Genomic DNA, 23,782 nt, shown 5'->3' with positions numbered 1-23,782 from the left:
GCTTCTGCGCATCCACCTTTGCGCATTCAAGACAAAAGCTAAACGAAATCACCCCTGCATGGCGCACTTGAGAAAGGGTCAAGACACACCGCTATTCACTACGGCATCGACGCGCGCGGCAGCGCGGCGCCATCGGCATCGAACAGGTGGCCATGACCGGGGTCGAAGCCGAGCATCACGCGCTCGCCCGGCTCCGGGCAAACCTCGTCAAGGCGGCACGTGAGCGAGACCATCTCGGGCCCCCCGTCAACCTGGGCGTACACGATGGTCGAATCGCCCAGGTATTCGACCAGGGTCACCGTGGCCGGGAAGCCGGTGGCGCGATCCCCACCCTCTCTTTCTTCCACCCGCAGGTGCTCGGGCCGCACCCCCAGCGTCACCCCGGCGCCGGGCGCGGCGCGCCCGGCATCCGCGGCCACGTACACGATGTAGCCGCCGGCCAGGCGCACGTGCACCGCCGGTCCCTCTTCACCCGCCAGCATCCCGGGCAGGAAGTTCATGCGCGGCGAACCCAGGAAGCCGGCCACGAAGCGGTTGGCCGGCCGCTCGTACAATTCGAGCGGGGCGCCGGCCTGCTCGATGCGCCCGCCGTTGACCACCACGATCTTCTGGCCCAGGGTCATGGCCTCGACCTGGTCGTGGGTCACGTAGATCATGGTCGCCCCGAGCTCCCGGTGCAGGCGCGCCAGCTCGACCCGGGTCTGGCCGCGCAGCGCGGCGTCCAGGTTCGACAGCGGCTCGTCGAACAGGAACACCTCGGGCTGGCGCACGATGGCGCGCCCGATCGCCACGCGCTGGCGCTGGCCGCCAGAGAGCGCCTTGGGGCGCCGCTCCAGCAGGTGGCCGATCTGCAGGATCTGGGCGGCGTGCCCGACCCGCTCGGTGATCTCGGCGCGCGGGACCTTGGCCAGCTTCAGGGCGAAGCCCATGTTCTCCGCCACCGTCATGTGCGGGTACAAGGCATAGCTCTGGAACACCATCGCGATGCCGCGCTCCGCCGGCGCCACGTCGTTGCAGACCCGGCCGCCGATCTCCACGGTGCCCGCGCTGACGTCTTCCAGTCCGGCGACGATGCGCAGCAGGGTCGACTTCCCGCAGCCCGAGGGTCCGACCAGCACCACGAACTCGCCGTCCGCGATGTCGAGGTCGATGCCATTGATGACGGGGTTGCCGTCGTAGTGTTTGGTGATGCCTTGCAGGTGCACTGATGCCATCGAGTCTCCGCTTTTTACCGCAATGTTAGCCCTTCAGCCCGGTGGCGGCCAGGAAGCCGTGGGTCACGCGGCGCTGGAACAGCACATAGGCCAGCGCAACCGGCAGTGCGCCGATCAGCGCTCCCGCCATCAGCTGCGCGTAGATCACGCCATAGGCGTCCTGGGTCTGGGTCAGGCCGAGCGGAATCGTCATCATGTCGCTCTCGGTGACGATGATGAAGGGCCACAAGAAGTTGTTCCAGGCGGCGATGAAAGTAACGATCGCCATCGCCCACACGATATTCCCCGACACCGGCAGGTAGACGTTCCACAGGATGCGCAGCGGCCCGGCGCCATCCATCACCGCGGCTTCGCGGAAGTCGGCCGGCACCGCGTCGAAGAAGCCCTTGAACACGTAGATGACGACCGGCGCCACCACCTGCGGCAGCACGATGCCGGCGTAACTGTTGATCAGCCCGAGCTGGTTCATGATGCGAAACAGCGGCACCAGCAGTGCTTCGAAGGGCACCAGGAAGGCCAGCATGGTGAGCCCGAACACCAGGCCGCGGCCGCGGAAACGCAGCTGCGAGAACGCGTAGGCCGCGGTCAGCGACAGGGCCATGGTGAGCACGGTGACCAGCAGCGCAACCAGCGCGCTGTTGAACATCCAGCGCCCGACCCGGCCCGCGCCCAGCACCTTGGCAAAGGCTGCCACGGTCCACTGTTGCGGCAGCCAGTGGAACACCGCGGACACGGTTTCGTGCTCGGGCCGCAGCGCGGTGCTGGCCGCCCACAGCAGCGGCGCCACCCACAGCACGGCCAGCAGCAAGGCCGTCACCGCGCCGGCGGCGCTCCAGGCCAGACTGGTGCGCGCCCTCATCTGGCGCCTCTCGCGAGCAAGCGCGCCAGCCCGGCCTGGGCCAGCGAGAGCGCGATGACGACCGCAACGAAGGCCATCGCGATTGCGGCCGCGTAGCCGGCGTCGCTCTGAGTGAAGGCGGTTTCAACCATGTAGTGCAGGGTCATCCGGGTGGTGTTGAACGGCCCGCCCGCGGTCAGGATATAGGTCTGGCCGAACACCTTCATCGAAGCGATCAGCTGCAGTACCAGGGCCAGCCAGACCACCGGGCGCATGGCCGGCCAGGTAATGCTGCGGAACAGCGTGAAGCCGCGCGCCCCGTCCAGGGCGGCGGCCTCGTACAGGTCGGCCGGAACGTTGCGCAGCCCCGCCAGGAACATCAGCATGTTGAAGCCGACCGTCCACCACACGGTGGCAATCGCCACCGACGGCAGGGCCCAGGTGACGTCGGCCAGCCAGGCGCGCTCGAGGCCCAGCAGCTGGTTGACCACGCCGGTGGACGGCTGCAGCATCCAGTCCGCGATCAGCGTCATCACCGAGATCGGCAGCACATAGGGCAGGAAGAAGGCGCCCTGCAGCCAGGCGCTGGCGCGGGTGAAATGGTCGACCAGCAGGGCCATGAGCAGGCCCAGCGCTGTCAGCGGAATCACCGTCAGCAGCGCGAAATAGAAGGTATTCCCGAGCGCCGACCAGAACGACGGGTCCCGCAGCAGCGTGGCGTAGTTGGCGAGGCCGATGAAACCGTTGGTGCGCGTCAGGCTGCTCTCGGTCAGGCTCATGGTGAAGGTCTGCAGCGTCGGCAGCAGGAAGAACAGGCCGAAGGCGATGCCGAATGGCGCCAGCAGCATCAGCGCCGGCAGCGCCTCATCCCTCCCTCCGTTCCGATGCTTATCCGCCATATGCTCTCCTTAGTAGCGCGGCGCGCGCTTGCGCAGCAGCAGCGCCGCTTCAAGCTCGAACATGCGCAGTGCCTGGCCCGGGGTCAGCTGCGACGACAGCGCCGCCGGCAGGTACTTCGAGGCCATCGCCTCCAGCGGGCCGGCCGCACCCATGTACCAGGCGTCCGGCGCGTAGACCACGTGGCGCGGCACGTCGGCATATAGCCGGTTCGGCATCAGGGCCAGCGTGGCGGGCGACTCGGCCGCCGGACGGTAGGCCAGCACGTGGCCGCCCTCGGCCCAGCCGAACGAATGCTTGCTCACGAAAGCGATGAAGCGCATCACCGCGCGCAGCTTCCGGGGCGGCATCGGCCTGCCCTCGTTGGCGGGGAGGGCAAAGGCGTGCGAGTCGGCCCACACGCTCCGGTTGGCGTACATGCGCGGCATCGGCACGATGCCATACTCGAAGCCCAGGGTGCGATTGGCGGTGGCGCGCTGCATTTCCGGCACTTCCCACACGCCGTTGATCATGAAGCCGGCATTCCCGCCGATGAACTGGCTGGTCGATGCCGCGTAGCTCAGGCCCGCCTGCGCATGGCCACTGGCGAACCAGCTGCTGATCCGTGCCAGCGAATCCACGCCGGCCGTCCCATAGGCAAAGCGCCCGTTCCGGATCAGGGGCGCATTGCGCTGCGCCAGCATGGTCAGCCACAGGCGGTAGACCGCATACGAGCTCTGGTTGCTTTCCATCGTCATGCCGGGGCGCCCGGTGGCCTGGCGCACCGCGCGGAAGGCAGCGCTGAGCGCATCGATGCCTTCGATGGGCGTCAACCCGCCGTCGGCGCCGAGCAGTCCGGCCCGGCCAACCAGCGTCTTGTTGTAGTACAGGACCAGCGGATGCAGGTCGAGCGGAATCGCGTAGGTCTTGCCGGCATGCCGGGATTTCTCCCACTGGCGCGGATAGAAGTCGGCCGGGTCCAGGCCCGCATCGCGCAGTTCGCCCGGGGCGATCGGACGCAGGACGCCGCCGCCGGCCAGATTGGTCATGCGCGACAGGTGGACGGTGGCGATATCGGGGCCGGCGCCGACCACCGACGCGGTAATCAGCTTGGTGTAGAAGGGTTCGCCCCATTTCAGCGTGGTGCTGGTCACGCGCACCTCGCGCTGGCTGGCATTGAAGCGGTCGACCAGCGCCGCCATGCGCGCACCGTCGCCGCCGCTGAGCAGCGTCCACATGCGCACCTCGGTCTGCGCGAAGGCGGCGATGGGCACGCACAGCATGGGAACCAGCATTGCCGCATTTGCCACGGCGGCAAGACGCGCCATCGATCGGGTCAAGCCTGTCTCCTGGGTCGTTCCGGGTGGAATCTCTTCATTCGCCATCTTAGCAAATAATTATCGATCAGGGCTGTCTTTCAGTCTACGAGGAATTGCCACTTCACCAACAAAATGTTGTTACAAGGTATTATTTTGTCGCTATTGTTTTTGTAGGACTATTGCCCGTCATCACTACCTGCTAGACTGCGGCACGGCATCCGGCAACGCAATTACCGTTGCAAAAATAAAACATAACCGGATGCTGCCCGCACTGGGCACGACAAGAACATCGGGAGTGGTCACATGAAAGCAAGGCAGGTCCGTCCGGCGCGAAAGCTGCTGGCCGTCGCAGTATCGGGTATCGCAATGAGCATGGGCCCTGCCCACGCCGCTCAGGCGCAGGAAGCGCCGCACATCCAGGAACAGAACCAGAAACAGCACCAGGAACAGAACCAGGAACAGGACAATGCCGTGCCTGAGGTCTTGGTCACCGCCCAGCGCACCGTGTCCACCGCGTCGCGCACGCCGGTCGCCATCAGCGTTCTCAGCGGAGAGCAGCTGCTGCAGATCGGCGCCGACAATCCGGCGGCGCTTGGCGCCCGCTTGCCGAACGTGTATGTCGACCAGGCCTTTTCCGGCCTGCGCGTGACCATCCGCGGCATCAGCAACAACGACACCACCGACAAGGGCGATCCCTCGGCTGCCTTCATGCAGGACGGCGTGTACATCGCGCGCCCGGCCGGCCAGACCGCCAACTTCCTCGACGTCGACCGCATCGAAGTGCTGCGCGGTCCGCAGGGCACCCTGTACGGCCGCAACACCACCGCCGGCCTGGTCAACGTGATCTCGCATGCGCCGACCGCGCAGCTGGAAGGACGCGTCGCGCTGGAAGCAGGCACCTACGGCCACCGCAAGATCGAGGCCGTGATCAACGTTCCGGTGAACGCTGCGCTGGCCCTGCGGGCCGCCCTCGGCACCCGCATGCAGGACCCGTTCCTGCGCAACGGCCAGGGTACCCCGTTCACGCCCGGCATGGACCGCGACGACCGCGACGCGCGCCTGAGCGCGAAGCTCGCGATCGGCCGCGACGCCGCGCTGCTGGTGCGCTACGACCACAGTGAAGTCAGCGACAACAACGACCGCATCGTCCCCGACACCAATTTCTATACCGGCGTCTCCGCCGGCGCGCCGGCATGGCGCGACGGCAGCACCGACGCGCGCCTGACCAATGGCTTCCGTCCGCCGAACATTGCCCCGGTGCAGGGCATGCAGGACCGCCGCGCACGCGGCCTGCTGGCGGACCTGAGCTGGAACCTGGGCGCGGCAACCGTCTACTACCTCGGTTCGCACCGCGAACTCGACCAGAAGATGGTCAACAACTACTACTACCGGCTCACGCCCGCGCTCGCGCTCGGCGTCATCAACGGCTATGAGGGCGCCAATACCCAGGATTCGCACGAGCTGCGCATCGCCACCAAGGGCGATGGCGCGCTCAGCGCCCAGGGCGGCCTGTATTACTTCACCGAAGAATCCGATACCCGCTATGCCTTCCAGGGCCTGCGTCCGGTCGGCCTGCCGCCGTATTACGCCTTCCCGCTGGTGACGGAGGCGCGTAGCCGCGCCGTGTTCGGCCAGCTGACCTGGCGCGCCGGTGAAAGCCTGCGCCTGACTGCCGGCGCGCGCCGCACCCACGACGACAAGGAGCGCGTGGGATCGACCGACTTCCAGCAGGGCCCGGCCTTCAATCCGGCCACCGACCGCCGCCTGCTGAACGCAGCCGCGCTGAGTACCAGCCGCACCACCTGGCGCCTGGGGGCGGAGTTCGACCTGGCCCCCGGCACCCTGGCCTATCTCAGCCTGGCCACCGGCTACAAGGCCGGCGCCTTCAACGACGGCTGCGTGGCCGGCACGACCGCGCTCGGCATTCCCTGCCCGGTGGCCGCCGCGGTCACGCCCGAGTTCCTGTACTACCAGCCGGAAGAACTGCGCGCCTGGGAAGCCGGACTGAAAGCGCGCTTGATGGGCGGTCGCCTGATGGCGAACGCTGCTGCCTTCCACTACGACTACACCAACCTGCAACTGACCGGCAACGCGATCGTGGCGGGCGCGCCGCGCCTGCTGACCCGCAATGCCGGCGCGGCGCGCAGCCGCGGCATCGAACTGGACGGCGAGCTGCGGGTCGGCAGCGGCGGCCGCCTGAATGCCGGCCTGACCCTGCTCGACGCCCGCTACGTGAGCTACATGGCGACGCCGGCGGTGTCCTGGGCCGGCCGCAAGCTTGACCGCGCGCCGAGCCATGTCTTCACGCTCGGCTACCAGCAGCACGTGGCGCTTGCCAGCGGCCGACTCACCGGCGGCGTGTTCGCACGCGCTAGCGGCGACTACGTGCTGGCGGTCCCGAGCCAGCTGCTGACCTACCGTGTGCCTTCGCACACCAGTACCGACGCGACCCTGGCCTGGGCGCCGGCCGGCAGCAGCTGGAGCCTGCTGGCGCGCGTGCGCAACATCGAGAACGAGGTGCGGCCGTCGATCATCGACAGCTTCGGCATGACCACGCCGACCGCGCCGCGAACCGCCGACCTGCGCTTCGATATGCGTTTCTGATCCAAGTAGCCGGGCTGTGACCCGGCTTTTTCCTGTCTCGACCGTCCAATCTTGCTGGAGGCTGAAATGAAGCGCGACGCCGTGCCCCCGATGTCCCTGCTGTCCCCCTCGATGCGGGCCGATCCCCCAGCCGACGACGCCGTGGTGCGCATGCTGGCGGGCGCCGGCGCCGCCCACGAAATGGCAGGCAGGGTGGCCGCGATCAACCGCGAGCTCGTGCGCTGGGAAAGCAACGGCGGCCTGGCAGGCTGGGAAGCGGGGCCGGACACCGATCCGCACGTCGCCGCCGCATTGAAGGATTACCTGGCGCACTGCGCGGCGCTGCCCGACTGGGCCGACGCTGCGAAGATCGCCCGCGCCGAGACGCTGTTCATGGACATGAGCATGCTGTCCTGCACCCTGCTGTTCTGCGCCAGCCTGCCGGAATGCTACGTGTTGCCCGACCTGTCGGCGGTGCTGCACGCGGCCGGCCAGCTGGAACAGCATACCGACTACCGGATCCGCTCCACCGCCGCCATGATCTTCCCGGTCATGATGCGCGGCGGCCTGGGTTCGCCCCTTGGGGGCGGTGTGGCGCAAGCGCTCAAGGTGCGCCTGATCCACGCCACCATCCGGCACCTGATCCTGCGCGGCGCTCCGCCCGCTCCCGAGGCGGGCTTGCCGACGCTGCCCTCGCTCGCCCCGGCCGGCGGCGGCATGGCGCACCTGCTGTACGCCCAGGGCTGGAACAGCGCGCGCGACGGCCTGCCCTGCAACCAGGAAGAACTGGCCTACACCCTGCTGACCTTCAGTTACGTCTTCCTGCGCGGCTTGCGCTTGCTCGGCCTGGGACTGGACCGCGCCGATGAGGAGGCTTACCTGCACGCCTGGAACGTGCTCGGCCATCTGCTCGGCATCGAACGGGAACTGATGGCTTCGACCATGCTCGAAGCCGAAGCGCGCTTCGCCGACATCCAGGCACGCGGCCGCATGGGTCGCCCCCAGCCCGACCCGCGTCCGCTGCTTGCCGCTGCCTTGATGCGCGAAATGGAGAACCAGATCCCGCTGCGCGTGCTCAAGCCGTTTCCGACCCTGCTGACGCGGCGCCTGTGCGGCAAGGACGCCAGCGCCGACCTCGGCCTGAATGGGCGCGTATCCCTGCTGCCGCGCCTGCTGTTCGCGCTCGGCCTGAACGCCGTCCGCGCCTTCGACGGCGTGGTGCGCCTGTTCGTCCCGGGCTTCTCGATCACCCGCATGCTGACGCGCGCCGCGGGATACCGGCTGGTCACGCGCTTCCTGATGGACCAGACCCGCCCGCTGCGCCTGCCCGACGCCCTGCTCGGCCAGGTCGCGGACACCCTCGCCGGCTGGTGGCACGATCCGCGCGCGCCGCGCTGGCTGAACCGGATCGAGTCACGCCTTGCCGGTCATTCCACCCATGCCGGCCCAGGCCGGCCCGACCGGGAGCCCACATGATCGATCCGTCCGACCCGCTGCACGCGACGCCTCCCGCATCGGGGAATGCCGCATCCGGCGCCTGGCGCAAGATCATGTTCCTCGTCCTGCCTGCGCTGCTGGCGATCGTGCTGGTCCTGGCTTACCAGGGTCCCCGCACGGCGGCCGTCGGGCATATCGAGCTCGGGCGCCATACGGCCAGCATCGATGCCTGGCCCGCAACGACGGTACTGGTCGACGAAGGCAGCCGGCTCGACGCCGCGGCCGCGCTGGCTGCCGGGCGTCGCTACGTACGCCCGGGCACCGCGCCCGGCGTTCTCAAGCTGATCCAGGAACCGCATTGGGTCCGTATCCCGCTGCGGGTGGCCGCGGATGCGCCGGAGGACTGGGTGGTGCAAGTCGATTTCGGCATCCTCGACTACGTCGAGTTCTACCTGGAAGAGCGCGGCCGCGTGCGCAAGCTTGCCAGCAGCGGCCGGCGCCTGACGGAAGAAGGCGCGCTCAAGGGCCGGGTCCCCGCGGTCGCCGTCAGGCTGCGGCCCGGCAGCGACTACACGCTGCTGCTGCGGATCAATGCCAAGGGGCCGCGCATCGCTCCGATCGCCATCATGCAGCCGGACGCCTACAACCGCAGCGCTCTGGGCGAACAGATGCTGCAGGGCCTGCTGTTCGGCATCGCCATCTGCCTGGTGGCCTACAGCTTCGGCCAGTGGATCACCCTGCGCGAGCCTTTGTTCGGCAAGTACGCGATGTACGTCGGCGGCATCACCGTGTATTCCCTGGTCTGGTTCGGCCTGGGCGAGCAGTTCCTGTGGCGCGGCCACGAATGGTTCAGCAGGCACGTGATGGGCATCTCGTCGCAGATCGCTTCAGCCGGCGCCTATCTGTTCGTCGAGCAGATCCTGGCGCGGCCCGGCAAGGACCGCTGGTTCAGCCGCATGATGAAGGGCGGCGCCGCATTGTGCCTGCTGGCCGCCCTGCTGTGGGGCCTGGGCCTGCTCGACCACCGCTTCCTGATCGGATTCACCATGACGGTGGGCGCAGCGCCGATGTTCCTGGGCCTGCCCGGCGCCTGGCGCCGCATGCGCGCCGGCGACCAGATCGGCATCTACTTCCTGTTCAGCTGGTTCTTCAGCGCCGGCGGCGCCGTGGTCCAGGGCATGCTGGCGATGGGCCAGTTGCCGGCCAATTTCTGGACCATGCATTCGCTGCAGCTGGGGGTGACCATCGACATCCTGCTGTTCCTGCGCATCCTCGGCCTGCGCGGCAAGGCGATGCAGGTCGCGATGCTGCGCGCCGAGGCCGAAGCGCGCACCAAGTCGGAATTCCTGGCCAACATGAGCCACGAAATCCGTACCCCGATGAACGCCATCATCGGCATGAGCCGCCTGGCCCTGATGGGCGAAGCGCCGCCCAGGCTGCGCAACTACCTGAGCAAGATCCTGGGCGCCGGCGAACACCTGCTGGGCCTGATCAACGACATCCTCGACCATGCCAAGATGGAAGCCGGCAAGCTGACGATCGAAAAGGTCGCATTCGACCTGGACGAGATGCTGGACCACCTGTCGAGCGTGACCGGCTTGAGGAGCGACGCCAAGGGCGTGGAGCTGATTTTCCGGGTCGGCGCAGGCGTACCGCAGCGGCTGGTGGGCGACCCGCTGCGCCTCGGCCAGGTGCTGGTCAACCTGGCCGGCAATGCGGTCAAATTCACCGAGCGCGGCGAGATCGTGGTCGCGGTCTCACTGCTCGAACGGCAGGCAGGGCGCGTGACGCTCGAGTTCTCGGTGACCGACACCGGCATCGGCATGTCGGCCGAGCAAGTCGGCCGCCTGTTCCAGTCCTTCAGCCAGGCCGACAGCTCGACCACCCGCAAGTATGGCGGCACCGGCCTGGGCCTCTCGATTTCGCACCAGCTGGTCGCGCTGATGGGCGGACGGATCGCCGCCGCCAGCACCCCGGGCGCCGGCAGCCGCTTCGCGTTCACGGTGCCGCTCGATGTGCACGACAATGGGGACGCCGGCCAGGACGGCGCGGCAATGCGCAAGGCCACGCTGCCGGGTGTGCGCGCGCTGGTAGTGGACGACAGCGCCACGGCGCGCGCGGCGCTGGCCGAGATGCTCGACGGCCTGGGCGTGCTGGCCGACACCGTGGCGTCGGGCGAGGAATGCCTGGCCGTGCTGGCGCAGGGCGAGGCCGACGGCCGGCCCTACGGCGTCGTGCTGATGGACTATGCGATGCCGGGCCTGGACGGGGTCGAAACGATCCGCCGCATCCACCAGGCGGCGCGCGGCGCCGGCGCCAAGCCGCCCCCTGGCATCCTGATGGTGTCGGTGTCCTCCCGCGACACCGTGCTGGAACAGAAAGGCGAGCTGCCGGTCGACGCTTTCCTGCACAAGCCGGTCAGCCCCGCGCTGCTGTATCACAGCATGCTGCAGGCGCTGCATCCCCAACTGGCGCCGGCGGACCCCGCCTCTGCGCCGCTCGCGCTGTCTTCGCTGGCGGACATCCCGCGCCTGGACGGCGCGCGCATCCTGCTGGCCGAGGACAATGCCAACAACCGCGAAGTGGCGCTCGACTTCATGGCCGCGGCGCGCATGCAGGTGGACGTCGCCTTCAACGGCGTCGACGCGGTGCGCATGGCCCTGGCGGGCGACTACGACCTGGTGCTCATGGACATCCAGATGCCCGGGCTCGACGGGCTGGACGCCACCCGCGCGATCCGCAAGGACCCGCGCCTGCACGCGTTACCGGTCGTGGCCATGACCGCGCACGCCCTGCCGGACGACCGCCTCAAGAGCCTGGAAGCCGGCATGGTCGACCATGTCACCAAACCGATCGATCCGGACCTGCTGTTCTGCACCCTGCTCAAGTGGATCGACCCGGCGCGCCTCGCCGGCCGGTCCGTGCCGGCGCCGGTCCCGCTCCACGGCGCCGGGCAGCCGGCGGCCGCCGCGTCGGCGACGGCGCCGCTGGCGGCGCTGCCTACCGTCCCCGGCCTGGACTGGCGCCAGGCGCTGGACAAGGTGGACGGCCAGCGCAGCCGCCTGGAAAAGCGCGCCAGCAGCTTCGTGCGCGAATACGCCGATGCCCCGCGCATCCTGCGCGAGGCCCTGGGCGGCGCCGACCACGCGAGCCTGCAGTCGCTGGCGCACAACCTGAAATCGAGCGCGGCCTATGTGGGCGCGTTCGAGCTCGCGGCGGCCGCGCACCGGCTCGAACAAGACTTGCGCAACGGCCAGGCCGGGCGCCTCGCAACCCAGGTGCCCGGCCTGGTCGCCGCCGCCGAGACCGTGCTGGCAGCGCTGGCACAGCTGGCCGGGGCGGCCCGGCCGCGGCACGCGGATCCGGCCGCGCTGTCCGCGCTGATGGCACGCCTGCGCGCGCATCTCGAGGCCGACGACGCGCGCGCCGAGGATGCGCTGGCCCAGCTGGAGGCCGTGCTGCCGGAAGGCGTCCATGGCCCGCTGCTGGACGCGCTGCGGCGCGCGGTGCACGACCTGGAATACGAGGCCGCTTTGGCGCCGCTGGCGGCGCTGGCCGCCGGCCTTGAACTGAACCTGGAGGACGTGGCATGAATGGGGTCGAGATGCAAAAGGTGCTGGTCGCCGACGACGACGCGGTGAACCGGGACGTGCTGGGCGAGCTGCTCAAACCGGAATACACGGTGCTGCTGGCCAAGAACGGCGCCCAGACCCTGGAACGCGCGATGCGCCACCTGCCCGACCTGATCCTGCTCGACGTGATGATGCCGGACATGGACGGCTACGAGGTGCTGCGCCGCCTGCGCGCCGATCCGCTCACCGAACAGATCGCCGTGATCTTCATCTCGGGCCTGGACCGGCCCGAGGACGAAGCCAACGGCCTCAAGATGGGCGCCTCGGACTACATCACCAAGCCATTCAACCAGACCGTGGTGATGGCGCGGGTCGCCCTGCACCTGCAGGTGGTGCGCCAGCGCAGGATGCTGGAGCGCCTCGCCAACATCGACGGGCTGACCGAGCTGGCCAACCGGCGCCGCTTCGACGAGGTCTACGAACTGGAATGGCAACGGGCGCGCCGCGCCCAGCGCCCGCTGTCCCTGGCCCTGCTCGACATCGACGCCTTCAAGCAATACAACGACCGCTACGGCCACCCGGCCGGCGACCGCGCACTGCGCGCAGTGGCGCGGCTGGCAGGAAGCGCCATGCGGCGCCCCGCCGACCTGGCGGCGCGCTATGGCGGCGAGGAGCTGGTGCTGCTGCTGCCCGAAACCGGCGCGCCTGAAGCGCTCCAGGTCGTGGAGCAGCTGCGCAATGCCGTCGCCGGCCTGATGATCGCGCACGAAGCCTCGGACGCGGCCCCGGTGTTGACTGCCAGCGTCGGCGGCGCCACCCTCGAGCCGGGCAGCACGGAAGGCGCCTCCGAACTGTTCGAAGCGGCGGACGCCGAGCTGTACCGCGCGAAGCAGGCCGGCCGCAACCGCGTCGCCTGGCGCGCGGCCGGCACGGAAATGGCCGCCGGTCGCGCACTGCGCCATGCGTCGCAGTAACGCGCTCCACTGAAAGCCTGCATGTTCCCGCTCTTGCCTACTCTTAGCCTCGCCTTGGCCCGCTTCATGCAATACGCATGGCGCGCGGCCGCATTCAGCCTCCTGGCGGTACTGGCCGGTCTTGCCGCATTGCCTGCGCAGGCAAGCACCGTGATGCTGACCCGCGACGCCGAGCGCGCCGAGGCCTGGCCCGCGGTCCGCATCCTGCCCGACCCGGGCGGCAAACTCGATGCGGCCGGCGCCCTGGCGCGCAGCGGCGAGTTCACACGGCCGGGCACGGCCTACGCCACCCTCGGCATGCAGCCCGGCACGACCTGGGTGCGCATCCCGGTATCGGTAGCGCCGGACGCCACCAATGGCTGGGTGATGCAGGTCGACTTCGCCCTGCTGGACGAGGTCGACGTCCACCTGGCGGGGGCGCAGGGTTTGCGCCTGGTCGCCAGCATGGGCCGGATGCAGCGGCCGGCCGGCGACAGCCTGAAGGGCCGGGTCCCTAGCGCCGTGCTGCGCCTGGAGCCGGGCCAGGACTACACGGTGCTGATGCGGGTCGCCTCGAATGGCCCGAAGATCCTGCCGGTCAGCTTCATGCAGCCGCACGCCGTGCTGTCGGACGCGCTGGGCGAGCAGATCCTGCAGGGACTGCTGCATGGCCTGCGCATCACCCTGTTCCTGTACGCGATCGCCCAGTGGCTGTCACTGCGCGAGCCATTGTTCGGCAAGTACGCCCTGCAGGCGGGCGGCGTCACCCTGTATTCGGCCTGCTGGTTCGGCACCGCCGGGCAGTACCTGTGGCCCGGCAACGCCTGGATGCTGGAGCACGGCGCCGGCATTGCCTCCATCATGGCGTCCTGCGGGGCCTACCTGTTCGTCGAGCAGTCGCTGGCACGCCCCGGCCGGGACCGCATCTTCAGCCGGCTGATGAAGCTGCTCGCCGGCCTGTGCGTGGTGACGGCCGTGGGCTTCGCCACCGGCCTGATCGACCACCAGCGCCTGGTCCTGATCGTCGGCACCCTGGGCATCCTGCCGATGCTGTGCGGCCTGCCCGGCGCCTTCCGCCGCGCCCGTGCGGGCGACCTGGTCGGCAGCTACTTCCTGGTCGGCTGGGCGGTCGCGTTCGCGGCGGCTTTCGTGACCGCGCAGCTCATCAACGGCAAGCTGCCGGCCAACTTCTGGACCATGCACGCGCTGGTGTTCGGCAGCACCTTCGACATGCTGATCTTCATGCGCATCCTCGGCCTGCGCACCAAGGCCATGCAAACCGCCATGCTGCGGGCCGAAGAAAGCACCCGCATGAAGTCGGAATTCCTGGCCAACATGAGCCACGAGATCCGCACCCCGATGAACGCCATCATCGGCATGAGCAGGCTGGCCATGATGCGCGACCCTGCGCCGGCGCTGCGCAACTACCTCGACAAGATCCTGGGCGCGAGCGAGCACCTGATGGGCATCATCAACGACATCCTCGACTTCTCGCGCATCGAAGCAGGCAAGCTCGCCATCGAGTCGGTGCCCTTCGCGCTGGACGACGTGCTCGAGCAGCTGGCCAGCCTGACGGACGTGAAGCTGGAATCCAAGGGCATCGAACTGGTCTTCCGGGTCGGCCCGGGGGTGCCGCAGCACCTGGTGGGCGACCCGCTGCGCCTGGGCCAGGTCTTGATCAACCTGACCGGCAACGCGGTCAAGTTCACCGAACGGGGCGAGATCGTGGTCGCGGTCGAGGCGGTGAAAAGCGAGTCGGTAACGGCCGGCGGGCAGCAGGTCGGCCTGGCCTTCTCGGTCACCGACACCGGCATCGGCATGACGCCCGAGCAGATCGCGCGCCTGTTCCAGCCGTTCAGCCAGGCCGACAGCTCGACCACCCGCAAGTACGGCGGCACCGGACTGGGCCTGTCGATCTCGCGCCGCCTCGTCGAGCTGATGGGCGGCGACATCTCGGTCAGCAGCACGCCGGGTGCCGGCAGCCGCTTCAGCTTCACCGTGCCGCTCGGTGTCCACGACAATCAGGTGGCCGGGCAGGCCGGGGCCGGCCACGGCAGGGTTCCCGTCATGGCCGAGCTGCCGCGCCTGGACGGCGCGCGCATCCTGCTGGCGGAGGACAATGCCAACAACCGCGAAGTCGCGCTCGATTTCATGGCGGCCGCGCGCATGCGGGTCGACGTCGCCTTCAACGGCCTGGAAGCGGTGCGCATGGCGCAAGCAGGCGACTACGACCTGGTGCTGATGGACATCCAGATGCCCGAAATGGACGGCCTTGGCGCGACGCGCGAAATCCGCGCCGATGCGCGCCTGCGCGCGCTGCCGATCGTGGCCATGACCGCGCATGCCCTGCCCAGCGACCGCGCCTTGAGCCGCCTGGCCGGAATGAACGACCACGTCACCAAGCCGATCGATCCGGACCTGCTGTTCTGCACCCTGCTGAAGTGGATCGATCCGGCGCGCCTGGCGGGCCGCCCGCTGCCGCCGCCGTCCGCCGCCGCATCGCCCGGGCCGTCCCCCTTCTCGCCCGCCGACCCCGCCCTGCCCGCGCTGCCGGGCATCGACTGGCGCCTGGCGCTGGAGAGCGTGGAAGGCAATCGCAGCCGCCTGCAGAAACGCGCCGGCAGCTTCGTGCGCGAATACGGGCAGGCGCCCGGCATCATGCGCGAGTCGCTGGCCGCGGGCGACTATCCGCGCCTGCAGTCGCTGGCGCACAACCTCAAGTCGGGCGCGGCCTACGTGGGGGCGGTCGAACTCGCGGGCCTGGCCAGCCGCATCGAGCAGGACCTGCGCAGCGGCCAGCTCGAGCGGCTCGGGATACAGGTGCCGGCGCTGGTGGCGGCCACCGACACGGTGCTGGCCGGCCTGGCGCGGGTGGCCTCGCCGGCATTGGCGGCGCCGGCCGGCCCGGGCACGCTGGCGGCCGTCCTGCGCCGCCTTGAACACTACCTGCGGACCGACGATGCGCGCGCCGAGGACGCGATGGCCCAGCTCGAGTCGTTGCTGGCAGCCGGTGGCCAAGCGCGCGAGTTTGCCGCACCGCTGGCCGCGCTGCGCCGTGCGGTGGCAGACATCGAGTACGGCGCCGCGCTGGCGCCGCTGGCCAGCCTCGCGTTGCTGCTGGCGCCTGCAACAGAGGCGGCGTCGGACGCCGGTTGATGCCGGCGCCGCTCAGCCGCGGCAGACCAGGCCGAAGCGGGTGGCTTCGCAGCCGCGCTTGAGGCAGGCCGTGGCGTGGTAGCCGGCCGCGCGGCACATGCGCAGGGTTTCGGCCAGCGGGCTTTCCGGATCGGGCTCCTCGGCCGAGACACTGCGAGTGGGAAGCACGGGCGCCCGCGCCAACACGCGCTCACGGGTAGGCTGCGGTGCGGGCCTGGCTGCGGCCTTGGGCGCTGGCTTCTTCGCTTCGGCGCGGCGGGCTTTGACGGGCGCGGCGGCAACGCGCCGCTCCTGGGACCGTTTCGCCACGGGCGGCTTCACCGCCTGCTTCACCGCCTGCTTTGCGGGCGGCGGCGCAGCGGCGGCAGTGGCGGCCGCGAGCGCGCTTGCCGTTGCCGCGTCCAACCGGTCGTCCGCCTCCTGCGCTGCAGCAGCGCCAGTCGCCTCGCCGGCGACGTCGGCATCATCAAGAGTCGCCCTCACGGATGTTGCCGCCACCGGTTCGGCCGGGAGCAGCCTGAGCGGCGGCGCCACGGCTTCCGCTTCGGGCTCCGGCAAGGGCGCTGCGGCGAGCACTGCGGGCGGGGCCGGGTTCGCCGGCGCCTGGGTATGGTCGGCAACTACCGCCAGCGAGGATTCCACCCGGGTCTCGTGGACCATCCACGCTGCGCCCGCGGCGATCGCCACGGCGGCGCCGAGGCCGGCGGTCCAGCCCAGCGCCTTGCGCCCCCACCGTTCGGTCCAGGGCGGCGTTTCGGGCTGTAGGGGTATCGACCAATCCGGTTCGCGGCTGGAGAATGACGCGATGTCGGGAGCAGTCGCCGGAGGCGCACGCGGCGTTTCGGGCGCGGGCGAAGGCGGCGGCTGCGGCGGAACAGCCGGCCGCGGCATCCAGGCAGCGTGTCGTGGCGGCGCCGAGGGCGCGCGCTGGCGCCAGACGCCGCTGCGCTGGCGGGCCGGCGCGTCCGTGACACCGGACTGCGCCCCCGGTGCATCCACCGCCCGGGCATGCTGCTGTGTTCCCTGCGGCGGCGCGACGGACTGCACCCGGCGCACCGGGGGGACCGGGACCCGGGACATGCTGTCGTCAATATCTTCCAACAACTGGTTCTTCATGGGGGCAAGGCCTGCTTTCGACCATGCCGAGTGTAGCCCAATCGCCGGGATCATGCGTGCTGCGGTGCGGCATGTACGCCACACCGCGTTTGGGCACCCTCAGGCCTTGGCCGGTCGGTGCGTGATCACGCGGTAGATGTACCAGGCCAGCAGGATGCCGAAGATGCCCTTCGACACCGGATCGACATACTTGCCCACCTGCTCGAAATTGCTCTCAAGCACAAACCCAGCGCCGGTCAGCACGCCAGTCCAGGCCAGCGAGCCGATCGTCGAATACAACAAGAACTGCGCCCACGACATGCAGGCAAGCCCGGCAGGTACCGAAATCAGGGTGCGGATGGCCGGGATCAGGCGTCCGAACAGCACCACCGAGCGTCCGTGGCGATCAAAAGCGGCAATGGCCTTGTCGATGTCTTCACCGGTGACGGTCATCCAGCGCGCATGGCGGTCGGCAAAGGCCTTCAGGCGCTCCTTGCCGTACTTGCGGGCGCCCCAGTACCAGGGCAAGGCGCCGGCGATCGATCCGGCGGTGCCGGCGACCAGTACGCCGACCAGGCTGAGGTCGCCCCGTGCGACGACGAAGCCGGCAAACGGCATGATCAGCTCGGACGGGATCGGCGGGAAGATGTTCTCCAAGGCCATCAGGAGAAATACGCCGATGTAGCCGCTCTTTTCAAGGAAGTTGGTGATGAACTCGAACATGGAGGGAGCGCCATTAATTGTGTAAACGACACCCTATCACGTTGTCATGAATGCCCGCGCCCGCCTGTTATCGCGGCACCGGCCATGGCGGCCCTGGCCCCTCTCCGGTACCATGCGGAGATTGTTTGTTGAAATTCCAATCACGGACCAAGGACCGCAATTGCTGAAGCTCAGCCTGGATGCACTCGAAATCGTCGAAACCATCGCCCGCAAGGGCTCGTTCGCGGGCGCCGCGAAGGAGCTGTTCCGCGTTCCCTCCACCATTTCCTACACCGTCTCCAAGCTCGAGGACGACCTCGGCGTGCGCCTGTTCGACCGCTTCGGCCCCAAGGTGTCCCTGACCCCGGCCGGGAAGGAGCTGCTCAAGGAGGGACGCTACCTGCTGCGCGCCGCCGGCGACCTGGAATCGCGGGTACGCCGCGTCGCCTCCGGCTGGGAAACCGAGCTGTCGATCGGCATGGACTCGATGCTCACCCCCAGCGGCCTTCAAGCGGATATCGAAGCCTTCTATGCGGTGGCCGACCAGACCCGGCTGCGCCTGGTGACCGAGGTGCTGTCCGGCACCTGGGACGCGCTGCTCGACCGCCGGGTCGACCTGCTGGTGGGCGCGGCCGGCGAAGGCCCTTCGGGCGGCGGCTATACCGCCGAGCCGATCGGCACCAGCCGCTTCGTGTTCGCGGTGGCGCCGGGGCATCCGCTGGCCGCGATCGACCGTGCGCTGGAAAAGGCCGACCTGCTGGACCACCGCGCGGTGGCGGTGTCGGACTCGGCGCGCCAGCTCGGGCCGCGCACCGTGGGCCTGCTGTTCGGCCAGGACATGCTGGCGGTGCCGGACATGGAGACCAAGTACGCCTTCCAGCTGCGCGGCATCGGTGTCGGATTCCTGCCCGAAGCCTGGGCGCGGCCCGCGATCGAGGCCGGGCTGCTGGTCGAAAAGGAGGTGCTCGAACCGAAGCCGGAAGAAAGCTTCTACCTCGCCTGGCGCAGCGGCGAAGACGGCGCCGCGCTGGCCTGGTGGCTCAAGCGCATGCGCGAGCAGCCGCCGTTCGCACGCATGATCACGCGCCATTGCCACGAGGCCGAGCGGGCCGGCTGGGCGCGGCAGGCTCAGGCCGGGCGCGCGAAATAGACGAAGGTGCTTTTCGGGTACAGGTGGCGGTAGACCGGGCGCGCCAGGGTCTTGAGCGCCGCCTTCGGTTCCATCCAGCCGCTGCTGGCGTGATACAGCTTGCGCAGCGAGGGCCGCAGCGGCACCAGTCCGGCCTCGCGCCCGAGTGCGCCCAGCGAATCGACCGTGAAGGCGTTGATGTGCTCGAACGGGGCGATGGCCATGATGTCGCCTTCGCTCAGGGCGCCGAAATCCCGGGCGCCGAGCAGCTTGCGGATCGACCTGGCGGAATTGGGCACGCTGATTTTCACCAGGCCGCCCGGCCGCAGGGCCCTGGCGAGGCGTCCCAGCATGTCGCCGGGCTCGAGCAGGTGCTCGAACACCTGTTCGGTATTGATGAAGTGAAATTCGTTGTGCGGCAGGCTCGAGGAATCGACCACCGGGATGCCGACCGACTTCGCATAGTCGATGCGCACCTGGGAGAGTTCCGCACCGCAGACGTCGACACCATGGGCGCAAGCCATCTTCGCCCATTCGGCCCAGCCGAAGCCGAAGTCGAGCGCCTTGATGGCGCTGGGCCGCAGCCGGAAGTGGTCGAGCATGAATTGCACCTGCTCGGCCAGGTAGCGGTAGTCGTCCAGGCCCCAACGCGCCGCCACCGCCTCGCGCTCGGTGGCAGGCAGCCAGTGGTCGTAGATTTCCTCGAGCAGCGCGGGCGCCGGCACCTGGGCCTGGAAGGCCAGGCCGCAGTGCGCGCACTGCGCCAGTTCGTAGTCGTAGCCGGCGAAGTCGCGCTCCACCCGGCGCCCGTAGTGCGCCTGCATGTAGCGGGTGATGCCGGGACTGTCCAGCGGCTCGCGGAACAAGGTCCGGGCGGACGTGCGCCGGCAACCGGGGCAGTGATCGCGTTTTACCAGGAGCGGACGGGACGAATCGGGCATGGCGGCCTCCCTCAACCTGCTGACAGGGGCGATAGTATGCCAATCGCCGCTGCCGTGCACCGCGCTGCCAATCGTGCGCGCGCCCCTCAGGATGCCACGGTGTCGATGCGGATCGTGCCAGATAAGGTCTTGTGCACCGGACATTTGTTCGCGATGTCCGTCAGGCGCTGGCGGTCTTCCTGGCCCAGCGCCCCGACGTAGTCGATGTGGCGCTGCAAGGCGTAGCCGCCGTCCTGTGGTCCGTGGGTGATCCGCACCCGTACGTCGTCCAGCAGCATGCCCTTGCGCCGCGCGTACATCGTCACCGTCAGCGTGGTGCAGGCGGCCAGCGCCGCCGCCAGCAGGTCGTGTGGCTCCGGACCGGTATCCTCTCCCCCAAGCGCTTCCGGGGCGTCGCTCAGCAAGGCGTGCCTGCCGATCGTGATCACCTGCTGCAGCTTGCCGTTTCCTTTTTGTGCGTGCACTTCCATGGTGACACCCTCCTTGTCAGCGTGGCAGGTCGAAGACCAGGATCTCGGCCGCTTCGGCCCCTTCGAGGCGCAGCTTGTCTTCCTCGGTGACCTTGAGCGCATCGCCACCCTGCAACTGTACGCCGTTTACCGTGGCACGGCCGCGGATCACGTGGACGTAGGCCTGGCGCCCCGCGGCCAGCCCGTGCGTCAGCGCATCGTCGCCATTCATGATCGTGGCGTAGATCGACGCATCCTGGCGCATCGATACCGAACCCTCGCGGCCGTCGTTCGACGCGATCAGGCGCAGCCGGCCCTGCTTCGATGCTGCATCGAAATGCTTTTCCTCGTAGCCCGGCGGCTCGCCCGTGGTGTTCGGCTCGATCCAGATCTGCAGGAAGTGCACGCCCTCTTCCTTCGAGTGGTTGAACTCGCTGTGCACCACGCCGCTGCCCGCACTCATGCGCTGCACGTCGCCATAGCGCAGCACCGAGCCGTTGCCCATGCTGTCCTGGTGTTCCAGCGCGCCCGCCAGCACGTAGGAGATGATTTCCATGTTGCGGTGGCCGTGCGACTCGAAGCCGCGGCCCGGCGAGACGTGGTCTTCGTTGATGACGCGCAGCGGGCCGAAACCCATGTGCTTCGGGTCGTGGTAGTGGCCGAACGAGAAGCTGTGTTGGGATTTCAGCCAGCCGAAGCTGGCGGCGCCGCGTTCATTGCTTTTACGTACATTCGACATGGTGTTCTCCTTGTGATGGGTAATCATCGAGCGTCTCGATCGCCGCCTTCGTTCCCGGCTGGCCGCAATTCGCTTGTGCTCGATGCGATGGAGTCATTATGCGCGTCGGTTCCTGGAATGAAAAACGAGTAATTTGCCGTCGAATGGTCGAAATTTTCGAACATCGGCAGCTTGGGCGTACAACGGGATTGGTCGCCATATGCTCTAATCTTCCCACCGCCATTCACGGAGCCGCCGATGCAATCCGCCCCTCCCGACCCGAACACGCTCGACGAAGCTACGCTAGCCTTCGTGCGCAGGGTGTTCCAGCATGCGCGCGCCGGAGACACCGCAGCGCTGGCCGGGCTGCTGGCACAGGGCCTGCCGCCAAATTTGCGCAACGAGCGCGGCGACAGCCTGCTCATGCTGGCCTGCTACCACGGCCATACGGACACCGCACGCGTGCTGCTCGAGCACGGAGCCGACCCCGAACTGATGAACGACGCCGGCCAGACCCCGCTAGGCGGTGCCGCCTTCAAGGGCGACCTGGCGGTGGCCAAGCTGCTGCTGGAGCACGGCGCGCAGGTCGGCACGGCCGGGCCGAACGGCAAGCGCGCCTTGATGTTCGCGGCCATGTTCAACCGCGCCGACATCGCCCGGCTTCTGCTGGCACACGGCGCCGATCCGCAAGTGCCGGACGCGGAAGGCGTCACGGCCCTGGCGGCGGCCCGGCGCATGGGTGCGCCCGACACGGCCGCCCTGCTGGCTGGCCTGGCATGAGGATATTTACAGCCGTTCGTTTGAATTCGGAAAGATTGCAAACTCTCACTCGTTCTGGCGTAATGGTTCTGACGTAACTCGTGGACGAACCCATCGGTTCACCAAGGCAGACACAATGGAAAGACCCCGCATTCCACTGGATGAAGCACAACGCCTCGCCGCGCTGCACGCGACCCGGCTGCTCGGCAGCGCTCCCGAGGAAAGCTTCGACCGCGTCACCCGCACGGCCGCGCGCCTGCTCGGGGTGCCGATCGCGCTGGTGTCGCTGGTCGACAAGGACCGCCAGTGGTTCAAGTCGCGCACCGGGCTGGACGCGTGCGAGACCCCGCGCGAGATCTCGTTCTGCGGCCACGCCATCCTGGCAGACGAGCCGCTGGTGGTGCCCGACGCGGCGCAGGACGCGCGCTTCGTCGACAATCCACTGGTCACCGGGTCCATGCACCTGCGCTTCTACGCCGGCGTGCAGCTGTATTCGGTCGAGCGCAAGAAGATCGGCACCCTGTGCGTCATCGACCGCAAGCCGCGCAAGCTGGCCGCGGCCGACCTGGACGCGCTGCGCGACCTGGCGCGCATGGTCGAGCAACTGGTCTACCACCGCCAGCTCGCCATGGCTGCGCAGACACTGAGCGAACAGCTGCAGGATGCCCCGCAGGCGCGGGACGACCACGCCCCGGGTTCCGGCGACCTGGCCTGGTTGGTCGCCCACGACCTGCTCACCGGCCTGCCCAACCGCCAGGCGATGCTGCGCGCCATCCAGCACAGTGTCGCCAACTGGCATGCGGACGGTACACCGGCCCTGGTCGCCTGCATCAACATCGACCGCTTCAAGCGCTTCAATGAAACACTGGGCCACCGCGCGGGCGACGAGATCCTGGTGGGCCTGGCCACCAGCCTGCAGGCGCTGCTTCGCGAAGGCGACATGCTGGCGCGCGCCGGCAGCGACGAATTCCTGCTGCTGCTGCATGCGCGCGGCGAGCGCGCCGGGCCGGCCGATTCCCTCGACCCTGCGCTGGACCGCATCATGGCGGCCGCCAACCGGGCGATCCCGACGCCCGACGGCGAGATCGCGCTCACCTGCAGCATCGGCACCACGTCCTTGCCGCAGGACGGGAACGATGCCGACGCCCTGCTCAACAACGCCGTCACCGCCATGCGTCACGCGAAGGGCCAGGGCCGCGGCGCCATTGTCCGCTTCACGCCCGAACTGCGCACCGAGCACGGCCGCCGCTTCACCCTGGAGAGCCACTTGCGGCGCGCCATCGACCAGGACGAGCTGTTCGTCCAATACCAGCCCAAGGTCGACCTGCGCAGCGGCCTGCTGGCCGGCTTCGAGGCGCTGGTGCGCTGGCGCCATCCGGAATACGGCGTCATTCCGCCCGACGAATTCATCCCGATCGCCGAGGAAAGCGGGATGATCGTGCCGATCGGCGAGTTCGTCCTGCGCAGCGCGGTCACCCAGCTGCTTGCCTGGCGCGCGCAAGGCCTGCCGCTGGCGCCGGTGGCGGTCAACCTGTCGGCACGCCAGTTCCTGCAGAGCGACGTGATCGCCATGATCGGCGGGCAGCTGCAGGAGTCAGGACTGTCACCGGCGCTGCTCGAACTGGAATTGACCGAAAGCGTGTCGATGGCCGATCCGGAACGCAGCGTGGTCGTGATGCGCGGGCTGGGCGAGCTGGGCGTCATGCTGAGCATCGACGATTTCGGCACCGGCTACTCGAGTTTCGCCTACCTGCGCCGCCTGCCGATCGACAAACTCAAGATCGACAAGTCCTTTGTGCAGGACATGGCGCATAGCGCCGAATCGGCCGCCATCGTGCAGGCCATCGTCGCGATGGCGCACCGGCTGCAGCTGTCGGTGATCGCCGAGGGGGTTGAGACCGTCGGCCAGGTCGCCGAACTGCGCAAGGCGGACTGCGACCAGATCCAGGGCTACTACTATTCGCGGCCGCTGGCCGGGGAAGATTGTGCCGCATTCATCCGGGGTTACGCCGCCGTGCCGATATAATCCAGCGCACGTAAC

Annotated in this window: 17 protein-coding genes; 8 read left to right on the top strand and 9 right to left on the bottom strand. The window is 68.8% G+C overall.

Annotation, left to right across the window (positions count from 1 at the left end):
- Nucleotides 1-98: 98 nt before the first annotated feature.
- The 4 genes from AC56LU_RS01840 to AC56LU_RS01825 are packed head-to-tail and all read right to left on the bottom strand — an operon-like array spanning nucleotide 99 to nucleotide 4,268.
- The gene (locus tag AC56LU_RS01840) at nucleotides 99-1,214 is read right to left on the bottom strand and encodes an ABC transporter ATP-binding protein (RefSeq protein WP_497173885.1); all 1,116 of its coding nucleotides are present in this window, start codon (nucleotides 1,212-1,214) and stop codon (nucleotides 99-101) included.
- Between the two features lie 25 nt (nucleotides 1,215-1,239).
- Entirely contained in the window at nucleotides 1,240-2,073 is an 834-nt protein-coding gene (locus AC56LU_RS01835) for a carbohydrate ABC transporter permease (RefSeq protein ID WP_497173884.1), read from the bottom strand.
- Nucleotides 2,070-2,951, bottom strand: a complete 882-nt coding sequence (locus AC56LU_RS01830; RefSeq protein ID WP_497173883.1) for a carbohydrate ABC transporter permease — start codon at nucleotides 2,949-2,951, stop codon at nucleotides 2,070-2,072. Before AC56LU_RS01830 ends, AC56LU_RS01835 begins: the two co-directional genes overlap by 4 nt.
- Before the next feature lie 9 nt (nucleotides 2,952-2,960).
- A complete protein-coding gene (locus AC56LU_RS01825) occupies nucleotides 2,961-4,268 on the bottom strand; it encodes an extracellular solute-binding protein (RefSeq protein WP_497173882.1) in 1,308 nt (435 codons plus the stop codon).
- A gap of 282 nt (nucleotides 4,269-4,550) precedes the next feature.
- Here AC56LU_RS01825 and AC56LU_RS01820 point away from each other — a divergent pair, with 282 nt between their 5' ends.
- The 5 genes from AC56LU_RS01820 to AC56LU_RS01800 all read left to right on the top strand — a co-directional run bounded on the left by AC56LU_RS01820 (nucleotide 4,551) and on the right by AC56LU_RS01800 (nucleotide 15,948).
- On the top strand, nucleotides 4,551-6,851 hold the full coding sequence (locus tag AC56LU_RS01820; protein ID WP_497173881.1) for a TonB-dependent receptor: 2,301 nt from the start codon (nucleotides 4,551-4,553) through the stop codon (nucleotides 6,849-6,851).
- A 66-nt stretch (nucleotides 6,852-6,917) separates the two neighbouring features.
- Nucleotides 6,918-8,306: an oxygenase MpaB family protein gene (locus AC56LU_RS01815; RefSeq protein WP_497173880.1), complete on the top strand. Its 1,389-nt coding sequence runs from the start codon at nucleotides 6,918-6,920 to the stop codon at nucleotides 8,304-8,306.
- The gene (locus AC56LU_RS01810) at nucleotides 8,303-11,860 is read left to right on the top strand and encodes a hybrid sensor histidine kinase/response regulator family protein (protein WP_497173879.1); all 3,558 of its coding nucleotides are present in this window, start codon (nucleotides 8,303-8,305) and stop codon (nucleotides 11,858-11,860) included. Before AC56LU_RS01815 ends, AC56LU_RS01810 begins: the two co-directional genes overlap by 4 nt.
- Nucleotides 11,857-12,813, top strand: coding sequence for a diguanylate cyclase (locus tag AC56LU_RS01805; protein ID WP_497173878.1), 957 nt, complete (start codon nucleotides 11,857-11,859; stop codon nucleotides 12,811-12,813). Before AC56LU_RS01810 ends, AC56LU_RS01805 begins: the two co-directional genes overlap by 4 nt.
- 66 nt (nucleotides 12,814-12,879) lie before the next feature.
- Entirely contained in the window at nucleotides 12,880-15,948 is a 3,069-nt protein-coding gene (locus AC56LU_RS01800; protein ID WP_497173877.1) for a hybrid sensor histidine kinase/response regulator, read from the top strand.
- Between the two features lie 12 nt (nucleotides 15,949-15,960).
- Here the strand turns inward: AC56LU_RS01800 and AC56LU_RS01795 are convergent, their stop codons facing one another.
- Both AC56LU_RS01795 and AC56LU_RS01790 read right to left on the bottom strand, forming a co-directional pair.
- Nucleotides 15,961-17,064 carry a hypothetical protein gene (locus AC56LU_RS01795; RefSeq protein ID WP_497173876.1) on the bottom strand — a complete coding sequence of 368 codons (1,104 nt, stop codon included), beginning with the start codon at nucleotides 17,062-17,064 and terminating at the stop codon, nucleotides 15,961-15,963.
- Between the two features lie 99 nt (nucleotides 17,065-17,163).
- Nucleotides 17,164-17,766 (bottom strand): DedA family protein, encoded by a 603-nt coding sequence (locus tag AC56LU_RS01790; protein WP_497173875.1) that lies wholly within the window; start codon nucleotides 17,764-17,766, stop codon nucleotides 17,164-17,166.
- A gap of 160 nt (nucleotides 17,767-17,926) precedes the next feature.
- On the opposite strand from AC56LU_RS01790, the gene AC56LU_RS01785 reads away from it, so the two are divergent.
- Complete coding sequence (locus AC56LU_RS01785; RefSeq protein ID WP_497173874.1) at nucleotides 17,927-18,895, top strand: LysR substrate-binding domain-containing protein; 969 nt, start codon at nucleotides 17,927-17,929, stop codon at nucleotides 18,893-18,895.
- Here AC56LU_RS01785 and AC56LU_RS01780 read toward each other — a convergent pair.
- The 3 genes from AC56LU_RS01780 to AC56LU_RS01770 all read right to left on the bottom strand — a co-directional run bounded on the left by AC56LU_RS01780 (nucleotide 18,874) and on the right by AC56LU_RS01770 (nucleotide 21,003).
- Nucleotides 18,874-19,815: a class I SAM-dependent methyltransferase gene (locus AC56LU_RS01780; RefSeq protein ID WP_497173873.1), complete on the bottom strand. Its 942-nt coding sequence runs from the start codon at nucleotides 19,813-19,815 to the stop codon at nucleotides 18,874-18,876. The genes AC56LU_RS01785 and AC56LU_RS01780 overlap by 22 nt on opposite strands.
- 86 nt (nucleotides 19,816-19,901) lie before the next feature.
- On the bottom strand, nucleotides 19,902-20,285 hold the full coding sequence (locus AC56LU_RS01775) for an OsmC family protein (RefSeq protein WP_497173872.1): 384 nt from the start codon (nucleotides 20,283-20,285) through the stop codon (nucleotides 19,902-19,904).
- Nucleotides 20,286-20,301: 16 nt separating this feature from the next.
- A complete protein-coding gene (locus AC56LU_RS01770) occupies nucleotides 20,302-21,003 on the bottom strand; it encodes a pirin family protein (RefSeq protein WP_497173871.1) in 702 nt (233 codons plus the stop codon).
- A 237-nt stretch (nucleotides 21,004-21,240) separates the two neighbouring features.
- On the opposite strand from AC56LU_RS01770, the gene AC56LU_RS01765 reads away from it, so the two are divergent.
- On the top strand, nucleotides 21,241-21,762 hold the full coding sequence (locus AC56LU_RS01765; RefSeq protein ID WP_497173870.1) for an ankyrin repeat domain-containing protein: 522 nt from the start codon (nucleotides 21,241-21,243) through the stop codon (nucleotides 21,760-21,762).
- A gap of 115 nt (nucleotides 21,763-21,877) precedes the next feature.
- Entirely contained in the window at nucleotides 21,878-23,767 is a 1,890-nt protein-coding gene (locus AC56LU_RS01760; RefSeq protein WP_497173869.1) for a putative bifunctional diguanylate cyclase/phosphodiesterase, read from the top strand.
- Nucleotides 23,768-23,782 lie beyond the last annotated feature (15 nt).

It is taken from the genome of Telluria sp. PB2R4, from assembly GCF_059685695.1.
Note: the sequence above shows the minus strand (reverse complement) of the source record. Positions and strands in the feature narration are given on the sequence as shown.